30 protein-coding genes and 3 pseudogenes are annotated in these 26,552 nt (G+C 35.9%); 7 read left to right on the forward strand and 26 right to left on the reverse strand.

The window, feature by feature from the left end; genetic code table 11:
• Position 1 precedes the first annotated feature (1 nt).
• From OSO01_RS21630 to OSO01_RS21640, 3 genes are all read right to left on the reverse strand, one after another.
• The gene (locus OSO01_RS21630; protein ID WP_147212545.1) at positions 2–250 is read right to left on the reverse strand and encodes a DUF2798 domain-containing protein; all 249 of its coding nucleotides are present in this window, start codon (positions 248–250) and stop codon (positions 2–4) included.
• 409 nt (positions 251–659) lie between these two features.
• Positions 660–1,910, reverse strand: a complete 1,251-nt coding sequence (locus OSO01_RS21635) for a CynX/NimT family MFS transporter (RefSeq protein ID WP_147212546.1) — start codon at positions 1,908–1,910, stop codon at positions 660–662.
• A gap of 9 nt (positions 1,911–1,919) precedes the next feature.
• The gene (locus OSO01_RS21640) at positions 1,920–2,609 is read right to left on the reverse strand and encodes a FadR/GntR family transcriptional regulator (protein ID WP_147212547.1); all 690 of its coding nucleotides are present in this window, start codon (positions 2,607–2,609) and stop codon (positions 1,920–1,922) included.
• Between the two features lie 241 nt (positions 2,610–2,850).
• On the opposite strand from OSO01_RS21640, the gene OSO01_RS21645 reads away from it, so the two are divergent.
• A complete protein-coding gene (locus OSO01_RS21645; RefSeq protein WP_147212548.1) occupies positions 2,851–3,390 on the forward strand; it encodes a methylated-DNA--[protein]-cysteine S-methyltransferase in 540 nt (179 codons plus the stop codon).
• 223 nt (positions 3,391–3,613) lie between these two features.
• On the opposite strand, the pseudogene OSO01_RS21650 reads toward OSO01_RS21645, so the two are convergent.
• The 3 genes and pseudogenes from OSO01_RS21650 to OSO01_RS24005 all read right to left on the reverse strand — a co-directional run.
• Positions 3,614–3,877 (reverse strand): annotated as a pseudogene (locus OSO01_RS21650) (dihydrofolate reductase family protein); the annotation flags it as partial.
• 211 nt (positions 3,878–4,088) lie between these two features.
• The gene (gene arr / locus OSO01_RS23820) at positions 4,089–4,502 is read right to left on the reverse strand and encodes an NAD(+)--rifampin ADP-ribosyltransferase (RefSeq protein ID WP_246145279.1); all 414 of its coding nucleotides are present in this window, start codon (positions 4,500–4,502) and stop codon (positions 4,089–4,091) included.
• Positions 4,503–4,508: 6 nt separating this feature from the next.
• A pseudogene (locus tag OSO01_RS24005) lies at positions 4,509–4,838 on the reverse strand (NAD(+)--rifampin ADP-ribosyltransferase); the annotation flags it as partial.
• A gap of 517 nt (positions 4,839–5,355) precedes the next feature.
• Here OSO01_RS24005 and OSO01_RS21660 point away from each other — a divergent pair.
• Positions 5,356–5,940: an N-acetylmuramoyl-L-alanine amidase family protein gene (locus OSO01_RS21660; protein WP_147212550.1), complete on the forward strand. Its 585-nt coding sequence runs from the start codon at positions 5,356–5,358 to the stop codon at positions 5,938–5,940.
• A gap of 510 nt (positions 5,941–6,450) precedes the next feature.
• On the opposite strand, the gene OSO01_RS21665 is transcribed toward OSO01_RS21660, so the two are convergent.
• From OSO01_RS21665 to OSO01_RS21675, 3 genes are all read right to left on the reverse strand, one after another.
• The gene (locus OSO01_RS21665) at positions 6,451–6,648 is read right to left on the reverse strand and encodes a cold-shock protein (RefSeq protein WP_077604139.1); all 198 of its coding nucleotides are present in this window, start codon (positions 6,646–6,648) and stop codon (positions 6,451–6,453) included.
• A gap of 487 nt (positions 6,649–7,135) precedes the next feature.
• The gene (locus OSO01_RS21670; RefSeq protein WP_147212551.1) at positions 7,136–7,336 is read right to left on the reverse strand and encodes a hypothetical protein; all 201 of its coding nucleotides are present in this window, start codon (positions 7,334–7,336) and stop codon (positions 7,136–7,138) included.
• A gap of 387 nt (positions 7,337–7,723) precedes the next feature.
• Complete coding sequence (locus OSO01_RS21675) at positions 7,724–8,263, reverse strand: PadR family transcriptional regulator (RefSeq protein ID WP_186813735.1); 540 nt, start codon at positions 8,261–8,263, stop codon at positions 7,724–7,726.
• A 146-nt stretch (positions 8,264–8,409) separates the two neighbouring features.
• Here OSO01_RS21675 and OSO01_RS21680 point away from each other — a divergent pair, with 146 nt between their 5' ends.
• Positions 8,410–9,609 carry an alpha/beta hydrolase family protein gene (locus tag OSO01_RS21680; RefSeq protein ID WP_147212553.1) on the forward strand — a complete coding sequence of 400 codons (1,200 nt, stop codon included), beginning with the start codon at positions 8,410–8,412 and terminating at the stop codon, positions 9,607–9,609.
• 327 nt (positions 9,610–9,936) lie between these two features.
• On the opposite strand, the gene OSO01_RS21685 is transcribed toward OSO01_RS21680, so the two are convergent.
• The 4 genes from OSO01_RS21685 to OSO01_RS21700 all read right to left on the reverse strand — a co-directional run bounded on the left by OSO01_RS21685 (position 9,937) and on the right by OSO01_RS21700 (position 13,870).
• Positions 9,937–10,662, reverse strand: coding sequence for a hypothetical protein (locus OSO01_RS21685; protein ID WP_147212554.1), 726 nt, complete (start codon positions 10,660–10,662; stop codon positions 9,937–9,939).
• A 33-nt stretch (positions 10,663–10,695) separates the two neighbouring features.
• Complete coding sequence (locus OSO01_RS21690) at positions 10,696–11,283, reverse strand: TetR/AcrR family transcriptional regulator (protein ID WP_147212555.1); 588 nt, start codon at positions 11,281–11,283, stop codon at positions 10,696–10,698.
• A 675-nt stretch (positions 11,284–11,958) separates the two neighbouring features.
• The gene (locus tag OSO01_RS21695; RefSeq protein WP_147212556.1) at positions 11,959–12,783 is read right to left on the reverse strand and encodes a thioesterase family protein; all 825 of its coding nucleotides are present in this window, start codon (positions 12,781–12,783) and stop codon (positions 11,959–11,961) included.
• Positions 12,784–13,315: 532 nt separating this feature from the next.
• Positions 13,316–13,870 (reverse strand): TetR/AcrR family transcriptional regulator, encoded by a 555-nt coding sequence (locus OSO01_RS21700; protein WP_147212557.1) that lies wholly within the window; start codon positions 13,868–13,870, stop codon positions 13,316–13,318.
• 139 nt (positions 13,871–14,009) lie between these two features.
• Between OSO01_RS21700 and OSO01_RS21705 the strand changes: the two genes are divergently transcribed.
• The 4 genes from OSO01_RS21705 (at position 14,010) to OSO01_RS21720 (ending at position 16,907) form a co-directional block, all read left to right on the forward strand.
• On the forward strand, positions 14,010–14,924 hold the full coding sequence (locus OSO01_RS21705) for a ketopantoate reductase family protein (RefSeq protein ID WP_147212558.1): 915 nt from the start codon (positions 14,010–14,012) through the stop codon (positions 14,922–14,924).
• A 233-nt stretch (positions 14,925–15,157) separates the two neighbouring features.
• A complete protein-coding gene (locus tag OSO01_RS21710) occupies positions 15,158–15,634 on the forward strand; it encodes a DUF4183 domain-containing protein (protein WP_147212559.1) in 477 nt (158 codons plus the stop codon).
• Between the two features lie 146 nt (positions 15,635–15,780).
• Positions 15,781–16,164 carry a DUF4183 domain-containing protein gene (locus OSO01_RS21715; protein ID WP_147212572.1) on the forward strand — a complete coding sequence of 128 codons (384 nt, stop codon included), beginning with the start codon at positions 15,781–15,783 and terminating at the stop codon, positions 16,162–16,164.
• A 344-nt stretch (positions 16,165–16,508) separates the two neighbouring features.
• The gene (locus OSO01_RS21720; protein WP_147212560.1) at positions 16,509–16,907 is read left to right on the forward strand and encodes a hypothetical protein; all 399 of its coding nucleotides are present in this window, start codon (positions 16,509–16,511) and stop codon (positions 16,905–16,907) included.
• Between the two features lie 1,542 nt (positions 16,908–18,449).
• On the opposite strand, the gene OSO01_RS21725 is transcribed toward OSO01_RS21720, so the two are convergent.
• The 13 genes and pseudogenes from OSO01_RS21725 to OSO01_RS21785 form a co-directional block, all read right to left on the reverse strand.
• On the reverse strand, positions 18,450–18,875 hold the full coding sequence (locus OSO01_RS21725; RefSeq protein WP_147212561.1) for a YugN family protein: 426 nt from the start codon (positions 18,873–18,875) through the stop codon (positions 18,450–18,452).
• A 60-nt stretch (positions 18,876–18,935) separates the two neighbouring features.
• Positions 18,936–19,223: a hypothetical protein gene (locus OSO01_RS21730; RefSeq protein ID WP_147212562.1), complete on the reverse strand. Its 288-nt coding sequence runs from the start codon at positions 19,221–19,223 to the stop codon at positions 18,936–18,938.
• A 13-nt stretch (positions 19,224–19,236) separates the two neighbouring features.
• The gene (locus OSO01_RS21735) at positions 19,237–19,617 is read right to left on the reverse strand and encodes a VOC family protein (RefSeq protein ID WP_147212563.1); all 381 of its coding nucleotides are present in this window, start codon (positions 19,615–19,617) and stop codon (positions 19,237–19,239) included.
• A 29-nt stretch (positions 19,618–19,646) separates the two neighbouring features.
• Positions 19,647–20,084 (reverse strand): PadR family transcriptional regulator, encoded by a 438-nt coding sequence (locus tag OSO01_RS21740; protein WP_186813736.1) that lies wholly within the window; start codon positions 20,082–20,084, stop codon positions 19,647–19,649.
• 517 nt (positions 20,085–20,601) lie between these two features.
• Positions 20,602–21,205 (reverse strand): annotated as a pseudogene (locus OSO01_RS21745) (tyrosine-type recombinase/integrase); the annotation flags it as partial.
• On the reverse strand, positions 21,184–21,321 hold the full coding sequence (locus OSO01_RS24125) for a hypothetical protein (RefSeq protein WP_371863316.1): 138 nt from the start codon (positions 21,319–21,321) through the stop codon (positions 21,184–21,186). The gene OSO01_RS24125 and the pseudogene OSO01_RS21745, both read right to left, overlap by 22 nt.
• A 23-nt stretch (positions 21,322–21,344) precedes the next feature.
• Positions 21,345–21,479 (reverse strand): DUF3173 family protein, encoded by a 135-nt coding sequence (locus OSO01_RS24130; protein ID WP_147212565.1) that lies wholly within the window; start codon positions 21,477–21,479, stop codon positions 21,345–21,347.
• A gap of 371 nt (positions 21,480–21,850) precedes the next feature.
• The gene (locus OSO01_RS21760) at positions 21,851–22,105 is read right to left on the reverse strand and encodes a helix-turn-helix domain-containing protein (protein ID WP_147212567.1); all 255 of its coding nucleotides are present in this window, start codon (positions 22,103–22,105) and stop codon (positions 21,851–21,853) included.
• Positions 22,106–22,223: 118 nt separating this feature from the next.
• Entirely contained in the window at positions 22,224–22,523 is a 300-nt protein-coding gene (locus tag OSO01_RS21765) for an RNA polymerase sigma factor (protein ID WP_246145278.1), read from the reverse strand.
• Between the two features lie 387 nt (positions 22,524–22,910).
• Positions 22,911–23,837: a ferrochelatase gene (hemH, locus tag OSO01_RS21770; RefSeq protein WP_147212568.1), complete on the reverse strand. Its 927-nt coding sequence runs from the start codon at positions 23,835–23,837 to the stop codon at positions 22,911–22,913.
• Between the two features lie 147 nt (positions 23,838–23,984).
• On the reverse strand, positions 23,985–24,350 hold the full coding sequence (locus OSO01_RS21775) for a DUF1516 family protein (RefSeq protein ID WP_147212569.1): 366 nt from the start codon (positions 24,348–24,350) through the stop codon (positions 23,985–23,987).
• Positions 24,351–24,644: 294 nt separating this feature from the next.
• Positions 24,645–26,027 carry an MFS transporter gene (locus OSO01_RS21780; protein ID WP_077604180.1) on the reverse strand — a complete coding sequence of 461 codons (1,383 nt, stop codon included), beginning with the start codon at positions 26,025–26,027 and terminating at the stop codon, positions 24,645–24,647.
• Between the two features lie 289 nt (positions 26,028–26,316).
• Positions 26,317–26,552 (reverse strand): SufD family Fe-S cluster assembly protein (locus OSO01_RS21785; protein WP_186813738.1); only part of this gene is annotated, 236 nt, incomplete at its 5' end.

A 26,552-nucleotide genomic window follows, 5' to 3' on the forward strand; every position in this document is an offset into this window, starting at 1 on the left:
GTTATTTGTAGGACGTTTCCTTTTCTACAAAGTTAAAAATTTTCATTAACTTCCTTATAGCTTTTGGGAAATAATACGCACATGGAACTGCACAAATAAAAGCCTGCAGCCACATTGTCAGCCAACTCCCCAAAAACGAGCTATTGTAGCCTATATTTATGGAGACAAGAACAAATGATATTATGCATGAGATACCAAGCCCCATCAAAACAGTAAAAGTAATATGCTCATATTTTTTATTTATTTTCAATTATAATCCATCCTTCTGTTAAAAAATAGTATTTATTCCAAACGAATATACTCTTATTCCAGCATATCCGTGTTTTTTATTTGGTCGGTCCATTCAGACATAAAGCGTATAATAGTAGTTAGCTCCGCTCCATCAAATTTATGAAGCAGTTCCTCATAACGCTCTATTACTTTTTGGTGAAGATGATGATGCATATAAGCTAATTCAGTCCCGGCATCTGTTAAAGAGTAGTATACAGATTTATAATCTTCTTTTTTCTTATTGGATTGAATGAGCCCTTTTTAAATCATTTTATTCACTTGGAAAATAAGTGATTCACAACATAAAAAAGCAACTGCTATGCTGATCTCATAGCAACTGCTAATATATAGAACCCCCCCTGTACAGGCGAGGGCTTCTTACCGTTTCATTAAACCTCTTCTATCCATTCCTTCGATATCTGTTTATTAGATTGATCTGATATGGTTCCTTCCTTGCCAGATACAATACCTGCTGCTAATATGACCACAGAAATGATGATTAAGAAAATAAGCGGCATGATCCATCCATTACTTCTATCATGCAAGACACCGACAAGTACTGGACCAACCGCAGCTAAAAGATAACCAAAGGATTGTGCCATACCAGAAAGTTCGGCTGCTTCTTTCCCGTCTTTAGTCCGGATTGTAAAGAACATCATGGAGAGACTGAAGCCGCTGCCGCCTGCAATTCCAAGCAATATTGCCCAAACAGGGACAAGTGCCATACTTCCAGACATCAAGCCGGTAAATCCAATAATGAACAATACGGCTGTTCCAACAGCTAAACCAATCTGATTGCTCATTTTTTCGGCTATAACCGGAATAACAAAAGTAGTAGGAATAAGCGCAACCTGCATCAGGAAGACCATCCATCCTGCTCCGCCTGCGTTATAACCAACCGTTCTCAAAATGTCTGGCATCCAGGTAATCAATGTATAAAATGCAAGAGATTGCCCTCCCATAAATAAGGTCACACTCCAGGCAATTGATGAACGCCATAAATTGGTTTTCTTGTCTTTTTCCACATTTGCTTTAGGTGATTCATCCGGATGTTTGCGAAGCTGCGGTAACCAAATGAGTAATGCGATAATTGTAATTATTCCCCAAATGTTCAATGCTCCCTGCCAGCCCATATTGCCAACAGAAGAAATCGGGACGCTGAGACCAGAGCCCAAGGCACCGAATATATTCATAAAAACAGCATATACACCGGTCATGATTCCTATTTTTAAAGGAAAACTCATTTTGATAATACCTGGAATTAAAACATTTCCAATTGCAATAGCCAATCCTACGAAAATGGTACCTGTAAATAGATATCCTATTCCCGCAATGGACCGTACGATCATGCCTGTGATAAGTAATACTAACGATAAGGCAATTGTCCATTCCATCCCTATTTTATTCGCTATTCTTGGAGCAAACGGAGAAAGCAATGCAAATGCAATCAAAGGCAACGTTGTTATCATTCCAGCTGAGGCATTGCTGATGCCAAGATCCTCACGAATAAAGGTAATCAATGCTCCAACGGAGGTAATAGGCACTCTTAAGTTTGCTCCAACCAAAATAACGCCGATAAGCAATAACCATCTGGCTTTTGTGCTGTTTTGATCTGTTAATGTTCCTGCTTGTTTCGTCATCTTAATCCTCTATTCTTTCAATATCTTTATGATGCTTTCTTTTAATACTTCCATATCATTCTCTACATAGGCTGCTGCAGATTCCTTGTTCTGTTTCTGTATCGCTTTAAAAAGCTCCAGATGAATTCCCTGTTCAAATGGAAAAAGGGGTTCGATAGTCATAAAATCCTGTACAAAAGAAAATAATACCTCTGTCATATTTTCATATAAATCAATCAGCAGCTGATTATTGGAAGCTGCTACAACTGTTTTGTGAAACTGGATATCCGAAGAAATAAACTGTTCTAAATCTTTCTTTGCAGAAGCCTCTTTGCAGTTGTTAATACAGACTTCCAAATCTATTAAATCTGATTCGGTTCTGCGTTCAGCTGCCATCTGGGCCGCTTGTTTTTCCAAGGCTAATCGTACTTCCAATGTCTCCAGCATGGTTGATTTTTTGACATGGCGTTTCAAGGCGGCATCAAGCGCACTTGTCGAACGTACGATTGTTCCGCTTCCTTGTTTTGTCTCTAATAACCCAGCATGTACTAATGCCCGTACTGCTTCTCTTAATGTATTACGGCTGACATCGAATTCTTCTATTAATTCCATTTCCGGCGGAAGCTTGTCCCCCACCTTCCAATGCTTCTGTTCAATTAATTGCTCTATCTGTTCAGCAACCTGCTCTACAAGCGATTTGCGATTGGTTTTGAGAATCATTTCTTTGCCTCCAAAAAATTTGTAGGATGATTGGTACATCTGACATATTATCATAACGGAATATATTTGTAAATGTCCTGTTCAATAGATTAATAACGTGCTGAAGCATGCTATGCATATGACTTTTCCTTTTGACTGCTTGCCTGGTAAATTCTTTTTATATTTTTGTGATGTCGGAAGCATGACGGCCTTGGCACAGTTATGCTACGATTATGTTATAAAACGGAATAGAGGGATTCAAATGTATTATAAAACAACTTATACATCACCTGTGGGTGCAATTACACTGGCGTGTGACGGTAATACTATCATTGGTCTATGGAATGAAGGACAGAAATATTACGGTGCTAGTATTTCCGCAGAAATGATCCTCAAAGATGATATCCCTGTATTTGAAGCAGCAAAAAAATTGCTGGATCAATATTTTATGGGGAAGAATCCTGCCATTTCCGAATTGCCGCTATCTCCTATCGGCGGAGAATTTCGACAAATCGTATGGGATATTTTATGTGAAATACCATATGGCGAGGTAATCACCTATGGTGAAATTGCCAAAAAGGCAGCAGCTAAAATGAACAAGAAAACCATGTCAAGCCAAGCAGTAGGCGGCGCTGTTGGTCATAATCCCATCTCTATTATTATTCCTTGTCATAGAGTTGTAGGTACGAATGGCAGCTTGACAGGTTATGCCGGCGGGCTTGCCACAAAAGTAAAATTGCTTGAATTAGAGGGTGCTGACATGTCCCAATTGTTTATTCCTCCAAAAGGTACAGCTCTTTAATATTGTGTTTTAAGGGTATAGATAAGTAATTACCATTGATGTCTATTACGTTATATGCAAAATAACTTGATTGATTAAAATAATAAAAGACGTGGGACTCACACTTTTGTGTAAGCACCACGTCTTTTGTTATTTACTGGGTTTGTCCCAGCCTCTTATTGAGCTATTATTCCTTAACCGTCTTTATATGACAAGGTTATCTTACCGTCTGATAAACAAGACCTCAGGCTTCAGAATCAAAGGACTTGTTTTCTATCAGCTTAAGATTGACCTTCTCCTGGATGCCATCGAATAACGGCAATCCGCTGCCAATCAGGACGGGGGAAACCGTAATTTTATACTCATCTATTAAATTAAGCTGCATAAGGTGGTGTGCAAACCTGGGACTTCCGAGGATGACCATATCTTCTCCTGGTTGCTGTTTGAGGTTGTTGATTTCTTCCTCAATATTTTCTTTCACCAGTCTGGAATTGTTCCATTGTATTCTGTAAGACTGCCCGGCAGCCTAACAATAATCACTGGTTACGCATACTACTTCACCATGTAACCTACATTCTGTATGATTACATGGTGAAATATATACACCTGGAAATATAAAGGCACGCTAAGTAATTACAAAGTAGAGTGCCTTCATTTTATGTGTAAGACCGCAGACAAACTTGCAATAGGAACTACTCCAGTCATTAGGAATACATTCTTCAGTTAATAATGTCTCCTTTGTTTTCCGCTAAATTTTTGTGCCATTTACGTCGATCTGCAGTTGTTAGTTTCGCCCACTCTATTTCTTCACCAACGATTTTTAAAGGAGATTTCGAGCGGTAAGAACGTGTTAAGTTTCCAGGAAATTTTTTATCAGTAACATTTGGGTCGTTTTCAAATTCACCTGTTGGTTCAATGATATAAACGCGCTCTCTTCCTTCTCCTTTTGCTAATGCTGCTGCAAGTCCTGCGCCATTGGCGTTAGCAGTAAAATAAATGTGGTTCATTTTAAGCTCAGGTTCGTAATTTGAATTTCCACCCGCTGTCAGTAAATCGCCGGCTTGCAAATCTGCCTTTGTCCCGTGATAGAATGGCCCTTCATCAGAAGGTGTACTCTTATAAGAATTTAACAATTCAAAATTTCTTTTTGCGTTATCAGAATCACCTAATTCCTCATAACATTGGGCAATATTTAGGTATAACGTCGCGTATGCACTTTTAACATTTTCATCATTTATTTCCTGGGCATACTTTAAAGAGGCTTCCATCCATTTCAATTTATCTGCAATCTCTTTTTGCAGACGTGCTAAATGATACGCTGCAAGGAATCTTTCATAGTCATCCGTTGTTTCGTGCCATGCTTTATGAAACATCGTAATTGCCTCTTCAATGCTTCCGCTATCTTCCAGACTCATCCCACGCATACAAAGTTTAATAACGGCATTATTTGGATCAAATTTCATATTCATCTAATCTTACCTCCAAATTAATGAAACAGATTTTTTCAAGCCTAATCATAAGTTTCGTTTCTGCACTAATGCCAGTATAGTTCTTCCATCTTCACAAGACAAAAATGAACAACTATTTTTTCACTGACAAAAAGCAAAATAGCTTATTGGATACAATAAAAATCAAATTTTTGCACTTCATTTTTATCATTAAAATCAAGAAAAATTGCATGGTAAGTTTAAAAATGCTTAAACGTGCAATTTTTTCCAGTATAGCTTGTTGCCCCTATTCTAATAAGCTTGCTATCTAACAGGGAAAAAACTTAAATTACAATTATTCCTATTTTACAAACTTTCAATCATACGGAAATATATATTCTACCAACATATCGACCTATCGACAAATTTTTCTATAGAATCTAAAATGGGTGAATAACTATTTAGAAGGAGGAGTAGTATTATCTTTTCAAAACAAGGAAAACCAGAATTAAAAAAGTTTCTGTTTATTTCTATCATTTTGGGAATCGCCTTAACAGGTATGACTATCCCTCATGATTCAGCAGAAGCAGCAGACACACGCATTTATATTGATCCAGGCCATGGCGGATCTGACCCTGGAGCATCAGCGAACGGGTTACAGGAAAAGGATGTAACGTTAGATATCGCATTGAAAACAAGAGACATTTTAAATGAACAGTATAGCGGTCACACGATTAAGCTTTCGCGAACGTCCGATATTACCAAGTCATTAGGTGCGAGAACAAATGAAGCAAATAATTGGGGAGCTAACTTTTTTGTTTCCATACATATCAATGCAGGCGGGGCTACAGGCTATGAATCTTATACATGGAACGGAAGCTATGATAATAAAGAAAGAACCAACGCCATAAGAAGAACAATCCATAATGAAACAGTGGAACAAACAGGGTTTACGGATCGCGGCGCAAAACAAGCCAATTTACATGTCTTACGTGAATCAAGTGCACCAGCCGTCTTAACAGAAAATGGATTTATTGATAATGCAGCAGATGCGAACAAGCTAAAAAGCGATGCCTTTATAGAAGAAATAGCACAAGCGCATGCGGATGGAATAGCTAAAGCACTTGGGTTGCCTGCTAAGTAACTTTTGTTCGTTTTCGATATCCAAACCAAGGCTAGAGCAAATGGAAAAAATTCAAAATGTTTGATAAAAATCGTACTGCTATCTACTAATGAATATAGCGGTACGATTTTTTGCTGTTTTTCGATCCATTGGGCATGAGTTAGTTCATACTCTGAAGCAGATGAATTCAAAGGTACAGCCGGCCAGTAACTGTGCATCATCTGATAAGTCCCACGTTTCAAATAACAGGGCCGGCAGTACTCAGAATTTCTTTCGTTTGATTTTTTCCAAATCAGAATCGCAGAAAACCCAGCCTATGCCCATTTCACATTTTGACCTTCTGTAAAATCGTCTGCGATGTGTGCAAAAAATAGAACAAGTCAGCTCATTTTCTGTTCTCCTTTGTTCATATGGAATATTTATATTAACTATTTTAACTTATTTCAGCTCAAATTATTTTCTATTTATATTATACGACAAAAAATAAAAAGCCTTTCTGTGACAGAAAGACTTTTTATCAATTATAAATTATTATTTAACAACGTTAGCTGCTTGTGGTCCACGATTACCTTCTTCGATGTCGAAAGTAACTGTTTGACCTTCTTCTAAAGATTTGAAACCTTCGCCTTGAATTGCTGAGAAGTGTACGAATACGTCGTCTCCACCTTCAACCTCGATAAATCCAAAACCTTTATCTGCGTTAAACCATTTTACTGAACCTGTGTTCATATGAAATTCCTCCATTGTGCACAATGTACACGTTTATTACTTTGGTTGTTCTGATAATAATTCAAGACGATGATATAAATTGTGATGTTATGACATAAATCCTGTATTGCTAGCACGAACAATTAAGTTATTTATAGCATAACACATGTCACTCAAAAAAGATACCGTCTTCTTTATATATTTAAAAGACGGTCTTCTTGTTCTATTAATGGACCCTTTTTAGTTGAATAAGAAACATAATCGGAAATGCAATGTATATTCATTTGTTAAATTTTTTCTCGTCATAGTTTAACAACTGATACACAAAATAATTTATTAAAAACAGTCTAAAACCCTGTAATTACAAAGATATTAGACTATATCCAAAATTAACTATTTATTCCTGTTCTAAAAAAACAGAAAGGATGGTAATTTTGCAATCACCATCCTTGATTATTAAACCTCACTAAATTTGTTTTAAATATGCTGCTTTATTCATTTCACTAAATTATCTTCTTTGCTGCTCATCTAATCGTCGACGAATCACTAGAGCTGAAATAGCAAATATAACGAAAGCTGTTACTGAACCAGCAGTAACTATCTTCAATACATTTCCTATTGGAGTGTTAAATAATAAAGGAACTGAGATAATTAAGACGGCACCAGTGAACCCTATCCCTGAAATGGAGAACGCTAAAACTTTATTCATTCAATCACACCTCCATTGTTAATTTTTTTTAAATACTGATGGTTCTTTGAAAGTCATATTCAGTAAAATCACAATCTATTTTCTTCAGTAATGTAATATGATGTACAGGATAACTATCTTAGTTACAGATTATTATCCATAAACTCTTTAAGTTCTCATACATATTGAGAAGCACCGTTACGCCTTACATTACCATAATAATCAAAGTACCATTATTATATTCTTTTATTATTTCTGGTACTTCTATAAAACAATCTAATAACTCATAAATAATATTTTCATTGAAATCCTTGATTCAGCCACTTAATTTTGGGTCAATATCTCTATTCTAAAAAAATTAAAATAATAAGTGTTTACCTTTATTCTAGGTTTTTACCTATTGGTAAATTAATGTTGATTTAACAATTGAAGCATCCTATCACACCAAAGAATACTTGCCTCCTCAAAGTTTATTCCCATATTAATAACAGAAATTGTGGAGAACAAGGGATGATTGACATTAGAGTTCTGTTCTTCGAAGGAAGAAATTCTCTTTTTATAATCTTCAAGCGTACGTTCATGTTGTTCCTTCTTCTTCTTTATCAGGCTAAACAATTCATTTGGTTTTAACAACCAAGAACTGTACTGCTTCAACAGAAAGGTTTTCGAATCCTCAGCTTCAGGAAGCTCTAGCACCCAAGACTTTAAAGTGTCAATGCCGCTAGCCGTAATTCTGTAAATTTTTCGAGGCGGGCGATAAGACTCTTGTTCAATAGCTTGCAATTCAATAAATCCGGATTTTTCCAATTTTGATAGAGATGGATAAAGCTGATTATTGTTTATTTTATAGAAATGGCTAATTCTGCTGTTGATTTGCTGCTTCATTTCATATCCGCTCAACGGTTCTCGTGCTAATAATCCTAATAAGGTGTATTGGGTATTATTCATTAATTTCTCCTCTTTCATGCTCTTGATTTATATATTTTCATTTAGATAGGTTAATTATAACATAAAATAATATTTGACATATAAAATAACAGAGGATAACATTTACATAGGTTACAAATAACATATCATGAGGAGTGTGTATTATTGTGAAACTTATTTTTAAGGATCAGACTTTTTCATTCGAATTGCTTCGAACAATGGGTTATGCTGCTTTTGGAGGGGCAGACATAGGGGAATGTCTATCTACTGCCTATCGAATTGAAGAAGGTAATTTTGAAAGTTGGTATGAGGAATGGCTAAAGACTGCAATCCGGGTTCATCAAGAAGCTGACGAAAGCAGCAAGCATGGCAATAAGAGTAGTGCGAGAGACTTCTATTTACGTGCATCGAATTACTACCGTACAGCCGAATTTTTTCTCCATGGCAATCCGGAGGATAAACGTATTCTGAAAACGTGGAGATTAAGCCAAAGCACATTCAGACGCGCGCTTACCTTACTCGATCATCATTGGGAGATTGTTACTATTCCTTATGAAGACACAGATTTACCTGGTTACTTGTATTTAGCAGGAGATCAGCCTGCTCCTACCCTGATTGTTCATGGAGGATATGATTCCACCGCAGAAGAGCTTTATTTCCAAGTTGTTACCTCTGCTTTAGAAAAAGGGTATCATTGCTTGGTATTCGAGGGACCAGGACAAGGAGCTGTTATACGCGAGCAACGAATTCCATTCAGACATGACTGGGAGGCTGCTGTAACACCAGTGGTAGATTATCTGATCAAGCGTCCAGAAGTTATCTCTGACAAAATCGTATTAATGGGTATCAGTTTAGGCGGGTATTTGGCTCCGCGTGCGGCTGCTTATGAACACAGGCTTGCTGCATGCATTGCAAATGATGGCCTATTCTCCTTCCAAGTGGGAAAAATAGCTGCGGCATTAGGCGGAAAAGAAAGTGAGGAACTCCATTTTAATTCACCAGAGATGGATAATTTTATTGCGTCGATTATGGCACAAGATACAGGTATTCGATGGGGAATTGAAAATGGACAGTTCACTTTTTCAGCAACTAATCTGGAAGAGCTGGTGCACAAAACGGAACCTTTTACCTTGGAAGGCGTTGCTGAGAAAATCAAGTGTCCAGTACTCGTTTGCGAAGCTGAACATGATCATGCCTTTGCTGGACAACCCGAACAATTGTACAAATCTTTAAGAAGTTCCAAAACGTATATGAAGTTTACTGCTGAAGATTCTGCTGAAGAACATTGCCATTTTGGGGCATTAAAATTGGCTAACCACCGCATATTCACTTGGTTAGATCAAGTTTTGAATACAGAAGCCAGGTAAGGATTACATCATCTTTTAAGCGCCTCTCCCCCAAACGGGGAAAAGCGCTTTTTTTGGAGTAGCAACAAAGCTGCCTTTTCCATATGTGGTGGACTTGTTACGTTTTTTTAAACGGGATTTAGAAATTATAAAAACGAAGAAAAATACAAAAAAGATTGAACAAAAGAGGAGCCATAAAAGGCTTCTTTTTTACTATCCGCTAAAAATCCACTACCACGGACACGAACAAGGGCGCATTAAGGAAAAACGCCCGATTTTGAAGGTTATGGATATGTTTTTAAAATTATGTTGTCAAAATATCCTGATTAAAAAAACACCAACTAAATGTTATTTTTGATCTTTTATCCATTGTAGCCAATAAGAAAATTCACTAGCTAAATGCATTTGATGCGACTTAATAATACTTGTGGGTGCAAGTGCAGGAAATTCAACAGAAAGCTTCATTTTAATTCCTGTTTCTGTATCTTTAATTTGATGGCGGACGCCTCCGATAATTATACCTTCTTTCATACGTGCAACACCTGCTGATTGATACGCATAAGAATGGTCTCTTGGTGTTTGTAATCCCGTTTCATCCTCGAATACAATAAAAAATTGAACAGGTACAGGAGAATTTCCAGTCGTCTCAATAACTTCCAATTTACTTTCTCCTAGAGGTCTTAATGCATAGTGATCAGGACAAGCTGATAAATTCACCCTATTGTTTTCTTCAGACGGGTTTAACATAAGATCATCTATCCCCTTTATTGCTTCTTTAGCTGTAATTCCTTCTACATAAATTTCTGTTTGAGAAAACTTTCGTCTATTCCCAGATAAAACAGCTCCCATACGCATGATTATTTCACTTAATTTCAATTTAGGTTTCAATTTGTTATACATTTCCAGATAAGAATAATTCATCTTAATATTCGCTAACTGCTCAATCATCGCATTTGGATTATTTATTTCCGAACTTTTATAACCTAAAGTTTTAAAAGCTTTTTTTACACGTTTTCTTTTCCATTGAGTCAATTGATCATTTGTAATATATTTTCCGCCAATATAAATTTTCATATGAATTCTCCTTTGTCCTAAATCAATTATCCTTTAGATATCTTCTATCTGATTGTATTTTAGTGTGGTTAATACCAAATTAATCATTTCTTTCTTAATATCATCATTCAGGTCTAACTTATTTGAATGAGCAATGCTGCTAAGCCCGTATAAAATAAAACCCGAGGCTAAAATTGGATTATCGGTATTAAAAATCCTCGTTCTTACTCCATCTTCAATCACTTGTTGTATTAGTGGCTGCATTTGCATGAATACTTTCTGCTCAAGCTGAAAATGTTGTTCTGTTTGAAATGAATCCTCATTTTTATATGGGGCTAGTTTTTCAATAAATGCCCAAAATGTCTCTAAGGATTCTGTCATCTTTTGCATAACGGTCAATTTTTCAGAATTAAGTATATGTTGGATTTCCTCCATATTATTTACAATAAATTCATTTAAAATCTCATCAACAAACTGTTCTTTTGATTTAAAGTAGTAATAAAATAACCCCGTTGCTACACCAGCACTAGTTACAATGTCTTTTATACTAAATCCTCCTGTACCATTTTTTATATAAAATTCAAAGCCAATATCTATTAACTCTCGCCGTCTCACATCAGGTTCTTTCGATATTCTTTTCATAAGTCATCTCCTACTGTATGATTCAATCCGACTGAATCAGATTCAATCATACATTACTGAACTTAATTCAGTCAAGGGTGATTAGTTTAAACTAAATTACATATTTTATAACTCAAAAGATTATTTGCTTTATACATTTTCGGTACAATATTTGATTCTAGTGTTAACTTTACAATAAAAAAATCCACCCATTTTGAAAAAATTAAACAAAAAGGGTGGATTTGATTTTGTTGTCACGTTTTATAAAACGAAACTTCATTCAGTGGGAGTTTTTCGACGCACAAATGTTTCCGATGGGGTGTGTAATCGCAGTCCCAGGACGTCGCGAACTTAGTCTGCTTCCTTAATTCTTCCACTGAATTAGCCTAAGTGATTCAGTGAGTTAGCGCTCGTTATCTCCCGCCTAAATAAATTTATTTTCGCTCTTTATTTTGAGGCGGGAGTTTTACGGGCGGTTCTCCGTGATAAAAAGTTCGATGTAAAGTTTAAATGCATTTCTTCACTGTATCATCTGGTTCTAAAATGAAACTAAGCACTCTTCCATGTTCCAGGAAAGCTCATGATCACAGTATAGTTTCTTTTGATGGTTTCTACTACATTATTGCCATAATGTTCTTTCATGTAATCTGCAATTTACCGGACGCTTTCTTTCATTTTCAGGTAGAGAATGCAACTTTACTCTTTGTAATAGACAAGCTGGCTGGTTGTAGCTAGCAATTTGCCTTCCGGGCTCCACATTTCCGCTGTCTGGTCAAAGAAGCCATCGCGGTATTGAAGCGCACGAGCGTGGTCTAACAACTCTTTATTGCCGTGTTCTGCAAGTGTCTCCGAATCGATATGGAAATAAACAGTGAGTGAAACGGTGCCAATGGGTACCATTTGTTTGCGTCGCACGTAAATACGCGGAAAAAATGCATCGCACATCGCCGCAAGTGATAAGAAATCAATGGTTCTTCGCGGTTTATCCTGAATCCATTGGAGTGTGACAGAATCAGAAGTGTCTTTTGTATTTGGTTGTGAAAAAGAAAATGGCGATCCTTGAACAATCTTCATATCGTAGTTATGTACCCAAGAAGGCATCCCTTCTAACGGAAAATTCTTAACTTCGTTGGCAGTTGGTACATCCGGAAACTTCATCTCTGTAGCGGACCATGTGTCGCGACGGCTTGCAAGAACGGCAGTACCCGTAATAATAATATCCTTTTCTTGACAGAGTTCAATATACCAATGCTGTGTGGAGCGATTCGTTCTAACCGGTTTAGCCTTGATGTTGAAATCTCCGTCTGAAACTGGAGCTGCATAGTTAATAGTCAGGGCCACTGGCTCTCCTTTTCGTTCCGGATGCTCCATTACAGCTCTAAGAAGCGTAGCTGCAACGACACCGCCAAACGGACCAACCATATTAGCATACCGTTCTGATGTATGACCATAGTAAATCCCAGATCCCTTAGTCAACTGTGTGGCTGTATCAAATGGATGATTTTGTTCATTAAAGTTCATAACACAATCCCCCTGTTTTTTAAGATAAATATTCAAAAATTAAAAATATTATCCTATCTATTACATCATTAACTTTATATTCTTCTTTCAAAAACAGGCAATGTACAGATACAAATAGAATAAAATTAGGTCCTCTACAACAAGAATTAATTTTACTACGGTAACAGTATCTTTGAACTGATGCCGAACTCCTTCATTAATTGTAATATTTTTTCAAAATCCATCTCCTGTTACAGCCTTTATGAATGAAATCACTTCAATTGAATATAAATGAATCGGATTCAGTCACATGACATAAAAAGTATTTTATATCAATCTTTTAGTTCTCATTTTAACATATAAAAATTAATTCTATATGATAATCTGGACGCTAATTTATTTAAGACTTATTTAAAAAAATGGTAGAGCCTCATTTTAATCTTGATCGACTTTATTCAAAAATCCAAAAGAAAATGGAATATTGGAAAGTAATTTTTTTGAATTGATATTAAAAACTGTTACTCAATTTAAAGCAGAGATATTCTAAAGCGCATTATTTTTCAAAATAAAGTGATGCTCCGGTTCTATACAATGTATCAACTAATTGAGAAAACTCTCCAGAAGATAAGTCCTTATTGCGTTGAATCCAAAGACGAAACAAAGAAAACGAGGTTGCTATTTGAAATTCAATTAAGTATGGTGTCAGTAAATCATTTTTTGAGTAATCTAACTTCAATCTATCTTGAAAAACCTCTTTTTTTAAACGGTCTAAAAAGCGGACACTTCCATAATCTCCTAAAAGAGCTTGAAAACTTAGCATATATTTTTCCTCATCTAAGCAAGAAAGTGCATTATTAACAGCTTCTTTTGCAGATGATTGTTCGTTTTCTAACCCCCTTTTTATATAACTCAATAATTCATCTTCAACGTATGTTAATAACTCATAGATATCAGAAAAGTATTGATAAAAAGTGCTGCGGTTATACCCCGCTCTATTCGTTATTTCCTGAATTGATATTTTCTCTATTGGCTTTTCCATGTACAATTCACAAAAATTATCTACAATATTTCTCTTCGTTTTTTTAGTGATTTCTGGTTTCTTTTTCATAGTTCGTCTCCTTTTTGATAAATAGACTATCCAACAATAATAAAAAAATTGATGGTTGATGAAATTAGTTTATAATCATATACTTTTCATCATACAACACGTTGTTGCATAATCAAAGTGAAATAAATGGAGGAGAAATATGATAGCTAAAAGTAGAATTTTAATTTTTGGTGCAGGTGTTATAGGAAGTGCGTATGCAACCAAATTCATAGAGGCTGGGTTTGATGTCACTTTATTTGCACGTTCTAATAAATTTATTGCATTGAAGGAAAAGGGAATACAATACAACGAAAAAGGCGAGACTAAATCTTTAAAAGTAAATGTTATTAATACACTTGAACATGATGATGTGTATGATTTCATTTTTGTTACCGTTCGTTATGAACAATCTGAAGCAGCTTTACTAACTTTAAAGGATAACAAAAGCAAAAATATTGTTACAATGATGAATAACTCTGGTGGACTTTCTTTGTGGCAACGTATTATAGGAGATAAACTTTTACCTGCTTTTCCTGGAATTGGCGGACAAATCAAAGATGGCGTATTGTATGCTCGATTTCCACCTAAAGCTCTGGCAGGAGCTGTATTTGGAGAAGTAAACAGTTCAGTCACAGAACGAATAAAAAGTCTTTCTCAATTATTTGAAGCAGCAAATCTCCCTTACAAAATTAAGAATAATATGAATGATTATTTAATAACACATTCCGCATCAGATATTGCAATGGTCGGTGCTTTACACCATGAAAATAAGATAGTCGATGAAAAAACAATTAGATCCAGAAAAACTGCACATGGAATCACAGTCACTTTAAAAAAATATTTAAATGCAATACAAAAAGCTGGTGTTACGCTTGAACCATCACTCTATAAAGTCATACTTAAATGTCCAAGTTTTATTCTCGATTTTTTCTTTATGATTTGGCTGCGCACTAGAATGGTAAAAGATATGTTAGTTCCAGAATTTGCAAATAGTGCAAACAATGAAGTATTAAAATTAAATAAAGATTTATTACATTTTTTAAAACGGAATAATGTTAATACAGATAAACTATAGAACTGATTCTCTTAGCAGTCCTCCTTTATAATAATTAGTTTGATTAAAAATATCTCACTTTTTAACGGTGAAAGTTTCCGTTATAAGGAATCATCCATACAGCCACAATTTTGGATGGTGAGTGGCATACATTTTTTACTTGCCATACACAGCCAGCTGCACAGTCAAATCAACTTCTTTTTAAATAAGATATAAAAAAGCACGTCAAAATTTCATTTTAGGAGGGGGGTGAAATGCCATTGAATGAAAAACAATATAGCTATTATAATAGTTGTAGAAAGCTGCGTGGCAGGGATTCCTATCCAAAATGCCACTGCCATCATTGCAATAAAGAGAGCAAAAGGATTTATGAGGGGAATAAAAATAGCACATCCAATACAAATACATTTAATCCTATATTTAATCCGTCCATTACAATCAATATATCCCCTGAATACACCCCGCCCCCCATAGGAGTGGAGACTGTCCAATACCTTGCCCTTGCCGAAGAAGGGAAAAAGGTTTATACGAACGAAGATGCATTAAAGCAATATGGAAGTAGTGATATACTTGACCCGGACAATGTTTCAACTCTAAATTTATTTGTCAATGGAGTGTTGCAGCCCCCATCCATTTACAGTGTCGAGGAAGGTATTCTTCACTTAGAATCCAGTGACCTCCCTCCAAAGGATGCCCCAATTACGCTTCTGTTTGTCACAGTTAAAGGATAATATCACCTTTCTGTTTAGTAAATATGCCTTTTTTAATAGGTCATTTTGTTAACTTCCAATACGAACTAGTTAGTCCAACCAAGCATTTCCAACTCCTCTTCATAGAATACAATGTGGTTGATAGAAAATTGGAGGTGAAAATGAATATGGCACTTCAGTTAATGAAAATCGCTATTAGTGGCACAATTGACACAGATGTTAATCCTGATTCCGCAAAATTCTTTTATATCACAACAGAAGATACTGCAGCAGGAAGTACATTATCTATTGATGCTGCAAGTTTCCTAGGGGATGATGGTGAAGCGGTAACGACACTTCCAGAACTTGCAGAAGAGAATAGTTATTTCACTGTGGAAATTAACGGTGTTGAGCAAATGCAAGGCTTATCAACGTATACACCAGGTGCTACAGGGACTGGCTCCTTAGACATTGCTGTTCCTGCTGGTGGAGGGTCCATTCCAGCCAACCAGACTGTTATCTTGCAAGTGGTTAATTTCGCAGCAACATCCTCCGGGACATTTGACACCTAGCATAAAAGTATTACCTTTGTGCCCGCCAGATACTGGCAGGGCACAAAGAAATTTATCTATTTTCATCATAAATACCTCATATAAGAAAAAGTCTGTTTATATTACCGCACTTTTTTGGAAGTCTGAAGTGTGTGTTCAAAAAGTAGGAAAATTAGAAGCAAGAAGGTCAAGGCGACGTGGCTTTTACGAACGGAGCGTATGCTTTTAAATACGTGAGTATCGGAAAAGCCACGTCAACGTAGAGATTCGCAGCTTATCATTTTGTTACTTTTTGAACATCCTCTTGAATAACATTATGCTGTCATACTTTTAATTTCTATTAAAGAATAACAGGGGGAATAGTTATGAGTATTGAATTCTTTACATTGGGTCCGACAGCTATTCAAATATTTAAGGCTGGAGAGCAAAATCCACAAAAAGAAAAACGAATTGTTTATGGACAGGCTACGTCAAATGCAAATGGTGTAGCTACACTTTATTTTACAGACAATGGATTAACAGATGGAAATCCATTATTAGATACGATTGATTATGCGGTGTCAAGCGTATATTCAACAAATTCTACGATAAATGCAAGACCAAGAGTGCAAATGCGTGAGAAGAACATTACTGGAAAATATGTTTCGGCCAATGTTACAAATATTAGTGGTGTAACCGTTCTAGGCATAAGTGTATTGGGTTCGGAAAATCCAATGAGTGGGATTGTTGTGGATTTTATGATTTTGGGTAGTTTTAATAACTAAGATAGACCTTCTCCGAATGGAAAAGTATCCATAAATGTACTTGTTCGAGTATCATATCATGGGTTGTTTTATTTTGTTCCATTAATTTTGGATAGTATAAAAAACAGATAGTGAATAAATTGAAATCATGAAGTAATACAGCAATGACTCTACCTATAATACGAATAGTGATGAGATTATTGGAAATATAATGCCTGCAAAAACTAGTAATAAAGAACATAATAATGATTGTCCGAACCACAATATTTAACATATAAAAAAATATTAAATGCTATCAAAGTCTATAAAATGAAATGATAATGAAACTACAGCACAATAAATAAATTAATCAAATTGCCGAGGCATGATTACGGCCATTAGATTTGACCACCCCTGCCATGTTATTTACCATCGTTTTCCAAAGGTTTTACCACACAGAGCCAATAGGGTTACCAATTATAAAAAGTCAGCAAAGATTCTTTAGTTGGTGCAGCGAACCGACAATTAAAGATACAGAATACTCTTGTCTGCTTCTTACACAGAGTGTCTTGACATTGGGGCCTCTTTGATTATGAAAAATGGCAATGAGGCAAGTTATGAACCCTGCCTAATTAGAAAGCCTATTAAGACTACTTCTCCATGTAAAGGCGAGAAAGAATTATATTTTTCGCTTACTCCATTACCTCATACCTATTTACTGAGCAAAGTGGTAAACGCTTGTCATTCACTGGTAAATCCTGTGTCATTAGGTGGTAAATAATATGTCATAGATGGTACATTTCAATGGCTGTATTCAAGGCAATCCTAAAATTAGAAAGGTTGTGATAATTTCACCCAAAACTAAAAAATTGAAAAGTGCTTTTCCCTACTTTTTTAAATAGCCAAAACGTGAACACGAGGTTAAGATTGAGTATTATGTGCTTTTTCTTCATGGAAAACTGGGGTGTGTTAAACAAAGAAAAACAATGGTTGTGTTTTAATGTGTGATTTGAAGCGTATTAATTATCAATTTCAAGAAGCTTTTGGGCCATATCAGAATATCATTTAATGTATATTGATACTTGGTTTTAGCTAGATTGAGTATTGCCATGAAGGAGACCCAGGTGTGCCATCTTTTTGACCCGCTTCTGCCATAAGTGCACCCAGTGTAGTCTTAACTTCACCCCCTTGACCTTGTTTGTGTCCCTGGTAGTGAATTTTATAGCGGATAGCAAAAAACAAACCTTTTATGGCTCTATCCGCATCAATAGCGTACTCTGGACAATCAATTCTATGCTCTGCTGGCGGGGCCCGTCCCCTTCCAGCATTCACTAAGAATTGGCACGGCGGTAAAGGGCAAGTAAATGACACTGCGGTTAATAGGTTCTAATCCTTCAGTTGGATGGATCAATTTTTGTCACATGCGGGTCAAAAAGATCATATATCTACAATGAGGTTTGTTATTTTTTACTGTTGCCATTGTACCGGTATGAATGTCATTAAGTATTTTCTCAATATTATTTTATATTGACTCACTTTCAATCGCTCCTTATTTAATGATGATAACACTGTGTAAAAGCAACATCAGGAAACTTGCATGTCATTCAATGAACTAACAACACGATGAACCATTTGCTCACCAGCTGCTTCCCATCTGCTTTTATCCAATATGTTACCATCTTTATCTACAGGATTCTGGAATTGATTAAATCCTGTTGCCGTTAATAAAGAATTTTCATCCCAATCCAGTCCTATATTCACAACATGTTTGATGACATATGGTTGTCCAAATTGAATATATGCATTTGGGCGATCCAGCTCTCCATGCAAAACGTTAAAGGGGACTCTTATGTAAATTGTTTCTCCACCTTCCCGGCATAAATTCATATCAAATTTTCCGTGGGTGTATTCAAAATTACTGCAGAAGGTAAACCCATTAGCATTAAATACATTACGCACTTCACCAAAATATACCTTTTTGCCTTCAATATCAGTCTGTAATTTCAGCATATTTTCACTCCCTTTTTTGATAACTAGTATTAACATATTTAAATAAAAGATACCCATGAGTTATGCTAAACACTTAAGTATTAAAGCAAGTAAGACAGAAACAATTGAAATGATAAAAGTAACCGTGCCGAGCCAGTCGATGGATCTTTTTAATTCGCTTTTACTTTCCTTCAATGTTACGATGAAGAAAGCAAATATACCAATTGGAAGATTCATGTAAAAAATCCATCCACAATGCCAATATTCTGCTATAAATCCACCAATAATTGGACCGACAATACTCGATATTTTTTCTGAACCTGTTCTTCCACAATCGCATTCCAATTGCAGAAGAGTTACAGATTCCATATTTCAACATTGTTTATGACTCATCCGTCATGACTTCAACAAGACAACCATCCAAATTGGTCCAGAACAACCCGCGAGATGCAAAAGGATGATCCGTACGTTGATTGTTTGATTCATGTGGGCTATTTCCAAAGGTGACATTCCTCTCACGAAGACGGTCGAGAATCTGGTCAAAGGTATGTTCATCAACACTGAAAGCCAAATGTTGCTGTGGGGTATCACTCTCGATTGTCATAAAGAAAACAGAAAGTTCAGCATTGATACGGACCGTTGCGAACTTATTATCTATCCCTTCATACCCCTCAAGTTTAAGGCCCATATTCTCGGCAAATTCGTGTGCAGCTTTATCATTATCTTTAGCAAATACCACCGTATGATTAAGTGTAATAGTCATTTTTAAATCCCCTTTCGTATTTTCAAGCTCTATTTTTCATCTGTGCTTTTTTCATTATCATTAGATATATTTAACAGCTCTGTGTGCACCTTTTCAATTAGCTTTTGCAGTTGTTCTTTTTTTTGTGGGTTTTCTATAACTTGACGCCCCACCTTGAAAAATTCATGAAATAACCCTTGAATATCAGATCTTAAATTCTGTATTTCATCTATATCCACGTTTTCAAGCATATTCATTCTCAAGATGAAAGGATCTTCGTCTTGGTTTTCTTCTAAAAAGGTTTGACCCTCATCTGTAAGATGATAAACTTTTCTCCGACCTTCTTTAGTTACATTAACAAGTTCTTGATCTTCAAGCATCTGGAGAATAGGGTAAACCGAACCAGGACTAGGCGAATAAAAGCCCTTAAACTTTTCTTCAAGATCTCTTATTAATCCATATCCATGGTTTGACTGTTCTTGTAACAACTTTAATAAGATTATCTTGAGGTCACCACGCCTGAAAAAACGTTCTCCACTGTCATCCCCACCGAATTCTTTTCCTGAAAAGAATTGTAATCCACCTAGTCTTTCATGGTTACTATTTCCTGTTTCTAATTACCTATCAAATCTGTCGCCTTTAAAGAAGCCATTCTGATGAAAGTGACCCCGTCCTTTTAAGAAAGGATGTTGAGGAATATTAGGCCTTTTGAACATTGTAAACAACCTCCTGTAGTTTTATTTTTAAATAACGATATATCGTTAACTAAATAATAAGCGATATATCGTTAATTGTCAAGATGGAGAATGTGATTTTTTCAATTGATCTTCCACAACAATAAAAGAACGCTTTTCCTGAATGGAAAGGCGCTCACTATTCATTGACCGAGAGATATGAGTATTTGAGAGATTCTTAGTTAAATCTTTTTAAAGGGATGTACAAAAATACACCCACTTTCCTACCGTTCAGTCGCGCGCAGCCAGCACCCGAATAAGTCCAACGGCTCTCTGGGCTGGAATGACCCATACGCTTTGATAAAATTAAAACAGAGATGTTAAATTCATTAATAAGATAAGAGGCATACGAATGTCTCAGCCCTTTAGCTTGATTACGATGAACTTTTGCAAGTTTTGACAAGCGTTGAATGATTCTAGCAATCGTCGACTTAATCATTGGCATTCCTTCATAACTAAAGACGAAATCGTCAAACCCCATTTTTGATTGCCGCTCTTTCCATTCTTTCAGCACTTGTATCGTATCCTCATCTAATTCCATTATCTGTTCTCGTATAAGCTTTTCGTTTCCAATCATTTTTATTCTTTAAATACAAAGAGTGGTGGACTCGAAGACGTTTATTTTTGAAATCAATGTCTTCCCACCATAGAACTGTTCCTTCATTCACACGTATCCTTGCCATGAAATACGTCCATAATATTACAAAACACAAGTGCTCATAAAAAACATCCAGACAAATCACAGAAATAACTTTTTCAAACTCCGTTTTTGTCCAATAAGGAACAACCGCTTTTCCTTTAGGGATTGCTTTTACTTTTTTAGAAATATTAACTTCGAGGTATTGCATATCAACTACTGCTTTCCTTGTTGATTTGTCGGTCCTTTTTTTCGGAGCCTTTTTCCCGTAATACGGTCGGTTCCCAGCTCTGTTTCATAAAAATATTGTCCAGACCGACCAACATAAACACCAGCATATTTTGTTCTAGCCATGACTGTTTTCCTCCGATTCTAGTTCACATCCTAGAATAGGCTTGTCTAATGATTCGTATCAAAGTATATTTGGGATATCCAAGTTGAATTAAATCATCTTTTGTGATCAGGTCCTTCATTAAATGTATACCTTCTTTTTCATTAACAGAAGAATACATACTAGAAACGACTGTTTTCTAATTCACTTAAAAAATCAGACGGCTACTGGTAGCAGCTCCACGGGAATTTCACCCCTGCAAGTATTTCTTCCAGTCCCACTCATTGCCTGCGACGCTTTGAACGCTCGAACAACGACGATAGGAGAGTATCGTTATATCTATTGATGTATCTTCGCCAGTCATTCACCACAATGACATTAGATAGCTTGTTTATCGCTCGTTTCTATAGAAAGCCATGGCGCAAATATCAGGTGGCTCAACATCAATAGAACGTATCTGATTTTTTGATATATAACATGGTGTTATTCGCCATGTTGTTTTGTCAATGTACAATAATCTATAGTGAAAGGGGAGTATGATTCATGGTGAAATTATATCTTGAAAGCCAAAACAGATTGCATTAGCTTGGATCTTAAACGTGATTGCATATCTCCATCTATACCCCAGTAAGTATTATCCTGTTCATCTCGCAGCTTTCTCATGGATAAACTGCCAATATAACTGTCATAATGTTTCACGACAATCCTTAGTGCTTCGGCTTCACCCGTGTTTGCAGCGATAATTATCGGAAACGGCAACAAACCACGTTCATCATTTTGAATGCTTATGTTATTCATCCCATTCATTTGCATGTTCCTCCAAAAATCGTTTTAACCGTTTTAAAGCACTGGTTCGTCGATAATGCACAGTTCGACGAGGTACATTCAGTTGTTGACTAATTTCCTCATCAGATAGATGAAGAAATTAGTATAAGAGGACAAGATTACGCTTCTCTTCTGATGATGAGTGCATGGCTTCTGCTAGTAATTTTGTCGTAATTTTCTTATCTACAATTTGAAAACCTTCTTTATTACCCTCGCCATAATTATCTACAGAATAAAGTTGATTCGCCTCATAAGGCGTTAAATCAGAGAACGTTTTCTCTTTCGACCGTTGACGCTTTCGTTCTTTGTAGATATCAATGGCGGCATTCTTTAATACACGTTTGCAGAACGCATTAAATGCACAGCGTATTTGCCATTCGGTACGATTAGGTGCTATCATGCATGTCATCTCCCTTCACAATACTGCAAAGGTGGGCGATGATTTCCCCTTTCATAACCTTCAACGGTGAACATTTAAAATTGGCAAAGATTTGAGTGGTTAAAAAAAATAAACCCAACTGAAAATGAACAGTTGGGTTGGATAAATTAAAAATATATTTAAACCATGTTTACAATCTTGCAAAATATGGTCTTATTTATTTCTCTTGGATGGCACTTAAAGCATCACTATTATGTTTGAATGCGTCTGTTTAATCTACTAAAGTCTTCTACTATGTGATCTCAATTGGAAGTTTTGCTTATTTCACCTGTTTTGAAGAAGATAGTCAAGTAGATAAACTGTCATGCCAAACCAACAATTACTACTCTTTTTTATTCATTAGGAAGCTCATTTCATTTTCTTTAGTACCACATTTGCTAATGTTTCAATAAATTCTGGACGAGCGTTTGGCATTTCCGGACGATAGTAGCTTGCTCCAATCTCATCACAGACTACTTTACATTCATAATCATTATCATATAAAACTTCAAGGTGATCTGCGACAAAGCCGACAGGTGTATAAACAAATGCTTTGTATCCCTCTTTATTATATAATTCGCGAGTTAGATCCTGAACATCCGGTCCAAGCCAAGGGTCTGGAGTGTTTCCCTCACTTTGCCAGCCTACTTCATATTTTTTTACATCTGCAGCTTCTGCTATTAATTGTGCTGTTTCCTCTAATTGCTGTTTATATGGATCTCCATGTTGCAGAATTTTTTTTGGAAGACTATGAGCAGATACGATTAAAACAGTATTATTTTTTTCTTCTGCTGACATATCCGCAAAGGTATTTTGCACGCCTTTTGCCCAGAAATCAATAAATCCTGGTTCTGTATACCAATCTTGAACAGACTCCATTTTTATACCGTATTTTTCAGCTGTACTATTTGCACGTTCATTATACAATTTCACGCTAAATGTAGAGTAGTGTGGCGCTAAAACGATAGAAACTGCTGCTTCTATACCATCTTTCGCCATTTTTTCTACGGCCTCCTCAATAAATGGAGCAATATGTTTTAAACCGATGTAAGCTTTAAATTCATATTCATCTTGTAATTCATTCAATTTATTTTCTAATGCATGCGTTTGTTCTTTGGTTATTTTTGCTAAAGGTGATATGCCGCCAATTGCTTCATACCGATCTTTTAAATCCTTTAGCGCATCTGGCTCCGGCCTTCTGCCATGACGAATATGCGTGTAATAAGGTTCAATATCTTCTTCCTTATACGGCGTACCGTATGCCATTACTAATAATCCTAATTTCTTCTTTTTCATTTCCAATACACCTCGTTACGTTTTGTTGTTCAAAAGGAAGTCTTTTTTAGTCATATCTAAATCTAATTAGAGTATCTTGGTTAGAGTGACCTTAGAAAGATATTACGAGCCCACTTAATCCATTGAAATTCATCAAAGAACGATAAGCTAAAAACTAATGATTTTGGCAGCAATCAATACAACCAAGACTAAAGCAATAATAAATTGAGTCCAATAACTTTTTGTAGAAGAACCGCTTTCCTTTCTTACAACTGATTTAGAAAGAATTAGTTCCATCATCCATATAAGCCATAGTGCTAAAATACCTTTGATAACATACAACCATGGGAAGTTGAGCGTAATTAACATTCCAAGCCCAGAAATAATCATAATTACATAAAACAGACGTAATATCATTTGTGTTATTTTTTTACCCTTAGGTTTTCCCATTTTCAATAAGATAAATGAAATGATAAAAAGCAAAATAGTGATTTCCCACAAGCCTGAATGTGATTGAAATAACATATTATACATCTTTATCATCCTCCTCAATAATAATTTTATAGCTATCCGCTATTAGTTTTTACTGTATATACACCCTGTTTTGATAACCATCATGTTATCACCTAAATTGGTAATGATAATCATTATCATTAAAAAAGAGTACACTTAATCTAAGTTTCTTTTTTATACATAAATATTTTAATAGTTAAGTTACCGCACTGGATTAATTATGTTGAAAAAAGCCATATTAGTAAGATTGACTCGAATGATACGCTTGCTTCTCCTAATGTTATTGTCATAAAGCAAAGAATGATTTAGGTAGCTTTATGCATTAAGTCTATTTTTAAGGGATTTATCATCTACTCTCATTTTCTGTCTTTTTGTCACTGATTTCTCCAAAGCAAGCACTACCATTGCCAATATCACCGTAATAGCCGCAAGAATGAAAGCATTGCTGTATGAAGGATGAGCAGACTCGTTTAACATATTCCATTGTCCACTATTGAGTTCAAGAAAACGGCTAAACAATGCCGAGCCAATTGCTGCGCCTAAAAAAATCATAAAGGTGAATAATCCTGTACCCGTACCAGCTTCATTGGGCTGTAAAATTTCTGATATGCGATTGGTAAGAGCTGATTGATTCGCAGTAAAGCCTAAGCATACAACAATTAGCAGTACAGATATCCAAATTGGAGAGCCTCCAACAAATGTGGAAAGAGCCAGAAAAACAATGGTCATACAGATAAAGCTTAATTGATTCATAAACCGATTTCCCCGTTTAGCAATTAATAATCCAATCTGCGAACCTAAAATGATTGTCATCACCCCTCCTGGAAACAAAACAAGACCAATCAAACTAGTTGACAATCCATTTACCTCTGCAAGCATTAAAGGAAGAATGAAAATCCCTGCCATATAAGCAATGGAGTTTAACAAACCCATGAAAAGGACGAGACTAAATGGGACATTTTTCAATATGGCAATTTTAATAAATGGCTCGTTTACACGTTGAGCTTGCCAGACGAACAGAACAAAAAAGACTACAGCAAAGATAAATAGCCAAGCTGTCACATTAATTCCCATCAACAGAGACGTAATCGCTAGCATGAATAAAATGGCTCCCACCTGATCAAAACGCCTGCCTGTCTTGACTTCCTCTTTCGGTGCATATTTAAGATAAAATGGAAGCGTAATTAAACTTAAAAACGATATCAAAAATAAACTGCCCCATCCGAAAGAATCTGTTAAAAATCCACCCAGCATCGGACCAATTGCACTTCCAAGCGACACCATAGCAAACACCATGCCAAGCGCATAACCGCGTTTTTCTTCTGGATAATATCGTGCGGCAGCTACTAGGCTTAACGTAGGAAGAGTCCCCCCTCCTATCCCCTGAAGGATTCGGGCCGCAATGATGAATGAATAGTTCGGGCTCATGAACCCAATCAAAGAACCCGTCATAAAAATAGCTATTCCGATAACAAACAAGTGACGAATCGGATATCTATCAGACATTTTTCCAATAACAACTGCTGCAATACCGTTGAACAAACTGAAAATAGCTGTAATCCAGCTTACTTCAGAAGGCGTTAAAGCAAATACCTTTCTGAATTCCGGAATCGCAACATTCATCATGGTTACGTTCATTGCATTAAACAAAACCATATAACACATGGAAAAAAGTAATAACTTTTGTTTTTTTGTCATTTTTATTCCCTCTTATCTAACTTAAAAAATAATCCTCAGTTTCTGAAAATACAATATTAATCTACCTTTCAAATAGTAAAAACAATTACTTAGGGATTAAAGACATATATATTTTATGAATTTTTATCATCCCTATTTTCAATATAAAATCCCCATTCGTTTTACATTACGACCATGTTTTCCCTCAAGGAAATTATTATGCGTTAAGGCAACATAATGATATAGCTATCTAATTTTTAAATGAGGGAAGTCCCGCTACACATGATACTGTAACAGGATTTATTAAAAGTTATCCAATGGAACCTTCCATTTCGAAGCTGATCAATCTATTCATTTCTACTGCATATTCCATTGGAAGTTCCTTTGTAAATGGTTCAATAAAGCCCATAACAATCATTTCTGTTGCTTCTACTTCTGTTAAACCGCGGCTCATTAGATAGAAAAGCTGTTCCTCAGATACTTTCGAAACTTTTGCTTCGTGTTCTAAGGAAATATTGTCATTTAGAATTTCATTGTATGGGATCG

This window comes from Oceanobacillus sojae, from assembly GCF_007991515.1.
Lineage (GTDB): Bacteria > Bacillota > Bacilli > Bacillales > Amphibacillaceae > Oceanobacillus > Oceanobacillus sojae.

Excerpts from the sequence above, each read along its gene's own strand:
- OSO01_RS21635 (WP_147212546.1), bottom strand. The coding sequence starts at position 1,910 with ATGACGAAACAAGCAGGAACATTAACAGATCAAAACAGCACAAAAGCC.
- OSO01_RS21640 (WP_147212547.1), bottom strand. The coding sequence starts at position 2,609 with ATGATTCTCAAAACCAATCGCAAATCGCTTGTAGAGCAGGTTGCTGAA.
- OSO01_RS21645 (WP_147212548.1), top strand. The coding sequence starts at position 2,851 with ATGTATTATAAAACAACTTATACATCACCTGTGGGTGCAATTACACTG.
- OSO01_RS21660 (WP_147212550.1), top strand. The coding sequence starts at position 5,356 with ATGACTATCCCTCATGATTCAGCAGAAGCAGCAGACACACGCATTTAT.
- OSO01_RS21665 (WP_077604139.1), bottom strand. The coding sequence starts at position 6,648 with ATGAACACAGGTTCAGTAAAATGGTTTAACGCAGATAAAGGTTTTGGA.
- OSO01_RS21670 (WP_147212551.1), bottom strand. The coding sequence starts at position 7,336 with ATGAATAAAGTTTTAGCGTTCTCCATTTCAGGGATAGGGTTCACTGGT.
- OSO01_RS21675 (WP_186813735.1), bottom strand. The coding sequence starts at position 8,263 with ATGAATAATACCCAATACACCTTATTAGGATTATTAGCACGAGAACCG.
- OSO01_RS21685 (WP_147212554.1), bottom strand. The coding sequence starts at position 10,662 with ATGAAAATTTATATTGGCGGAAAATATATTACAAATGATCAATTGACT.
- OSO01_RS21690 (WP_147212555.1), bottom strand. The coding sequence starts at position 11,283 with ATGAAAAGAATATCGAAAGAACCTGATGTGAGACGGCGAGAGTTAATA.
- OSO01_RS21695 (WP_147212556.1), bottom strand. The coding sequence starts at position 12,783 with ATGAACTTTAATGAACAAAATCATCCATTTGATACAGCCACACAGTTG.
- OSO01_RS21700 (WP_147212557.1), bottom strand. The coding sequence starts at position 13,870 with ATGAAAAAGAAACCAGAAATCACTAAAAAAACGAAGAGAAATATTGTA.
- OSO01_RS21705 (WP_147212558.1), top strand. The coding sequence starts at position 14,010 with ATGATAGCTAAAAGTAGAATTTTAATTTTTGGTGCAGGTGTTATAGGA.
- OSO01_RS21710 (WP_147212559.1), top strand. The coding sequence starts at position 15,158 with ATGCCATTGAATGAAAAACAATATAGCTATTATAATAGTTGTAGAAAG.
- OSO01_RS21715 (WP_147212572.1), top strand. The coding sequence starts at position 15,781 with ATGGCACTTCAGTTAATGAAAATCGCTATTAGTGGCACAATTGACACA.
- OSO01_RS21720 (WP_147212560.1), top strand. The coding sequence starts at position 16,509 with ATGAGTATTGAATTCTTTACATTGGGTCCGACAGCTATTCAAATATTT.
- OSO01_RS21725 (WP_147212561.1), bottom strand. The coding sequence starts at position 18,875 with ATGCTGAAATTACAGACTGATATTGAAGGCAAAAAGGTATATTTTGGT.
- OSO01_RS21730 (WP_147212562.1), bottom strand. The coding sequence starts at position 19,223 with ATGGAATCTGTAACTCTTCTGCAATTGGAATGCGATTGTGGAAGAACA.
- OSO01_RS21735 (WP_147212563.1), bottom strand. The coding sequence starts at position 19,617 with ATGACTATTACACTTAATCATACGGTGGTATTTGCTAAAGATAATGAT.
- OSO01_RS24125 (WP_371863316.1), bottom strand. The coding sequence starts at position 21,321 with ATGGCTAGAACAAAATATGCTGGTGTTTATGTTGGTCGGTCTGGACAA.
- OSO01_RS24130 (WP_147212565.1), bottom strand. The coding sequence starts at position 21,479 with ATGTATTCTTCTGTTAATGAAAAAGAAGGTATACATTTAATGAAGGAC.
- OSO01_RS21760 (WP_147212567.1), bottom strand. The coding sequence starts at position 22,105 with ATGAATGGGATGAATAACATAAGCATTCAAAATGATGAACGTGGTTTG.
- OSO01_RS21765 (WP_246145278.1), bottom strand. The coding sequence starts at position 22,523 with ATGATAGCACCTAATCGTACCGAATGGCAAATACGCTGTGCATTTAAT.
- hemH (WP_147212568.1), bottom strand. The coding sequence starts at position 23,837 with ATGAAAAAGAAGAAATTAGGATTATTAGTAATGGCATACGGTACGCCG.
- OSO01_RS21775 (WP_147212569.1), bottom strand. The coding sequence starts at position 24,350 with ATGTATAATATGTTATTTCAATCACATTCAGGCTTGTGGGAAATCACT.
- OSO01_RS21780 (WP_077604180.1), bottom strand. The coding sequence starts at position 26,027 with ATGACAAAAAAACAAAAGTTATTACTTTTTTCCATGTGTTATATGGTT.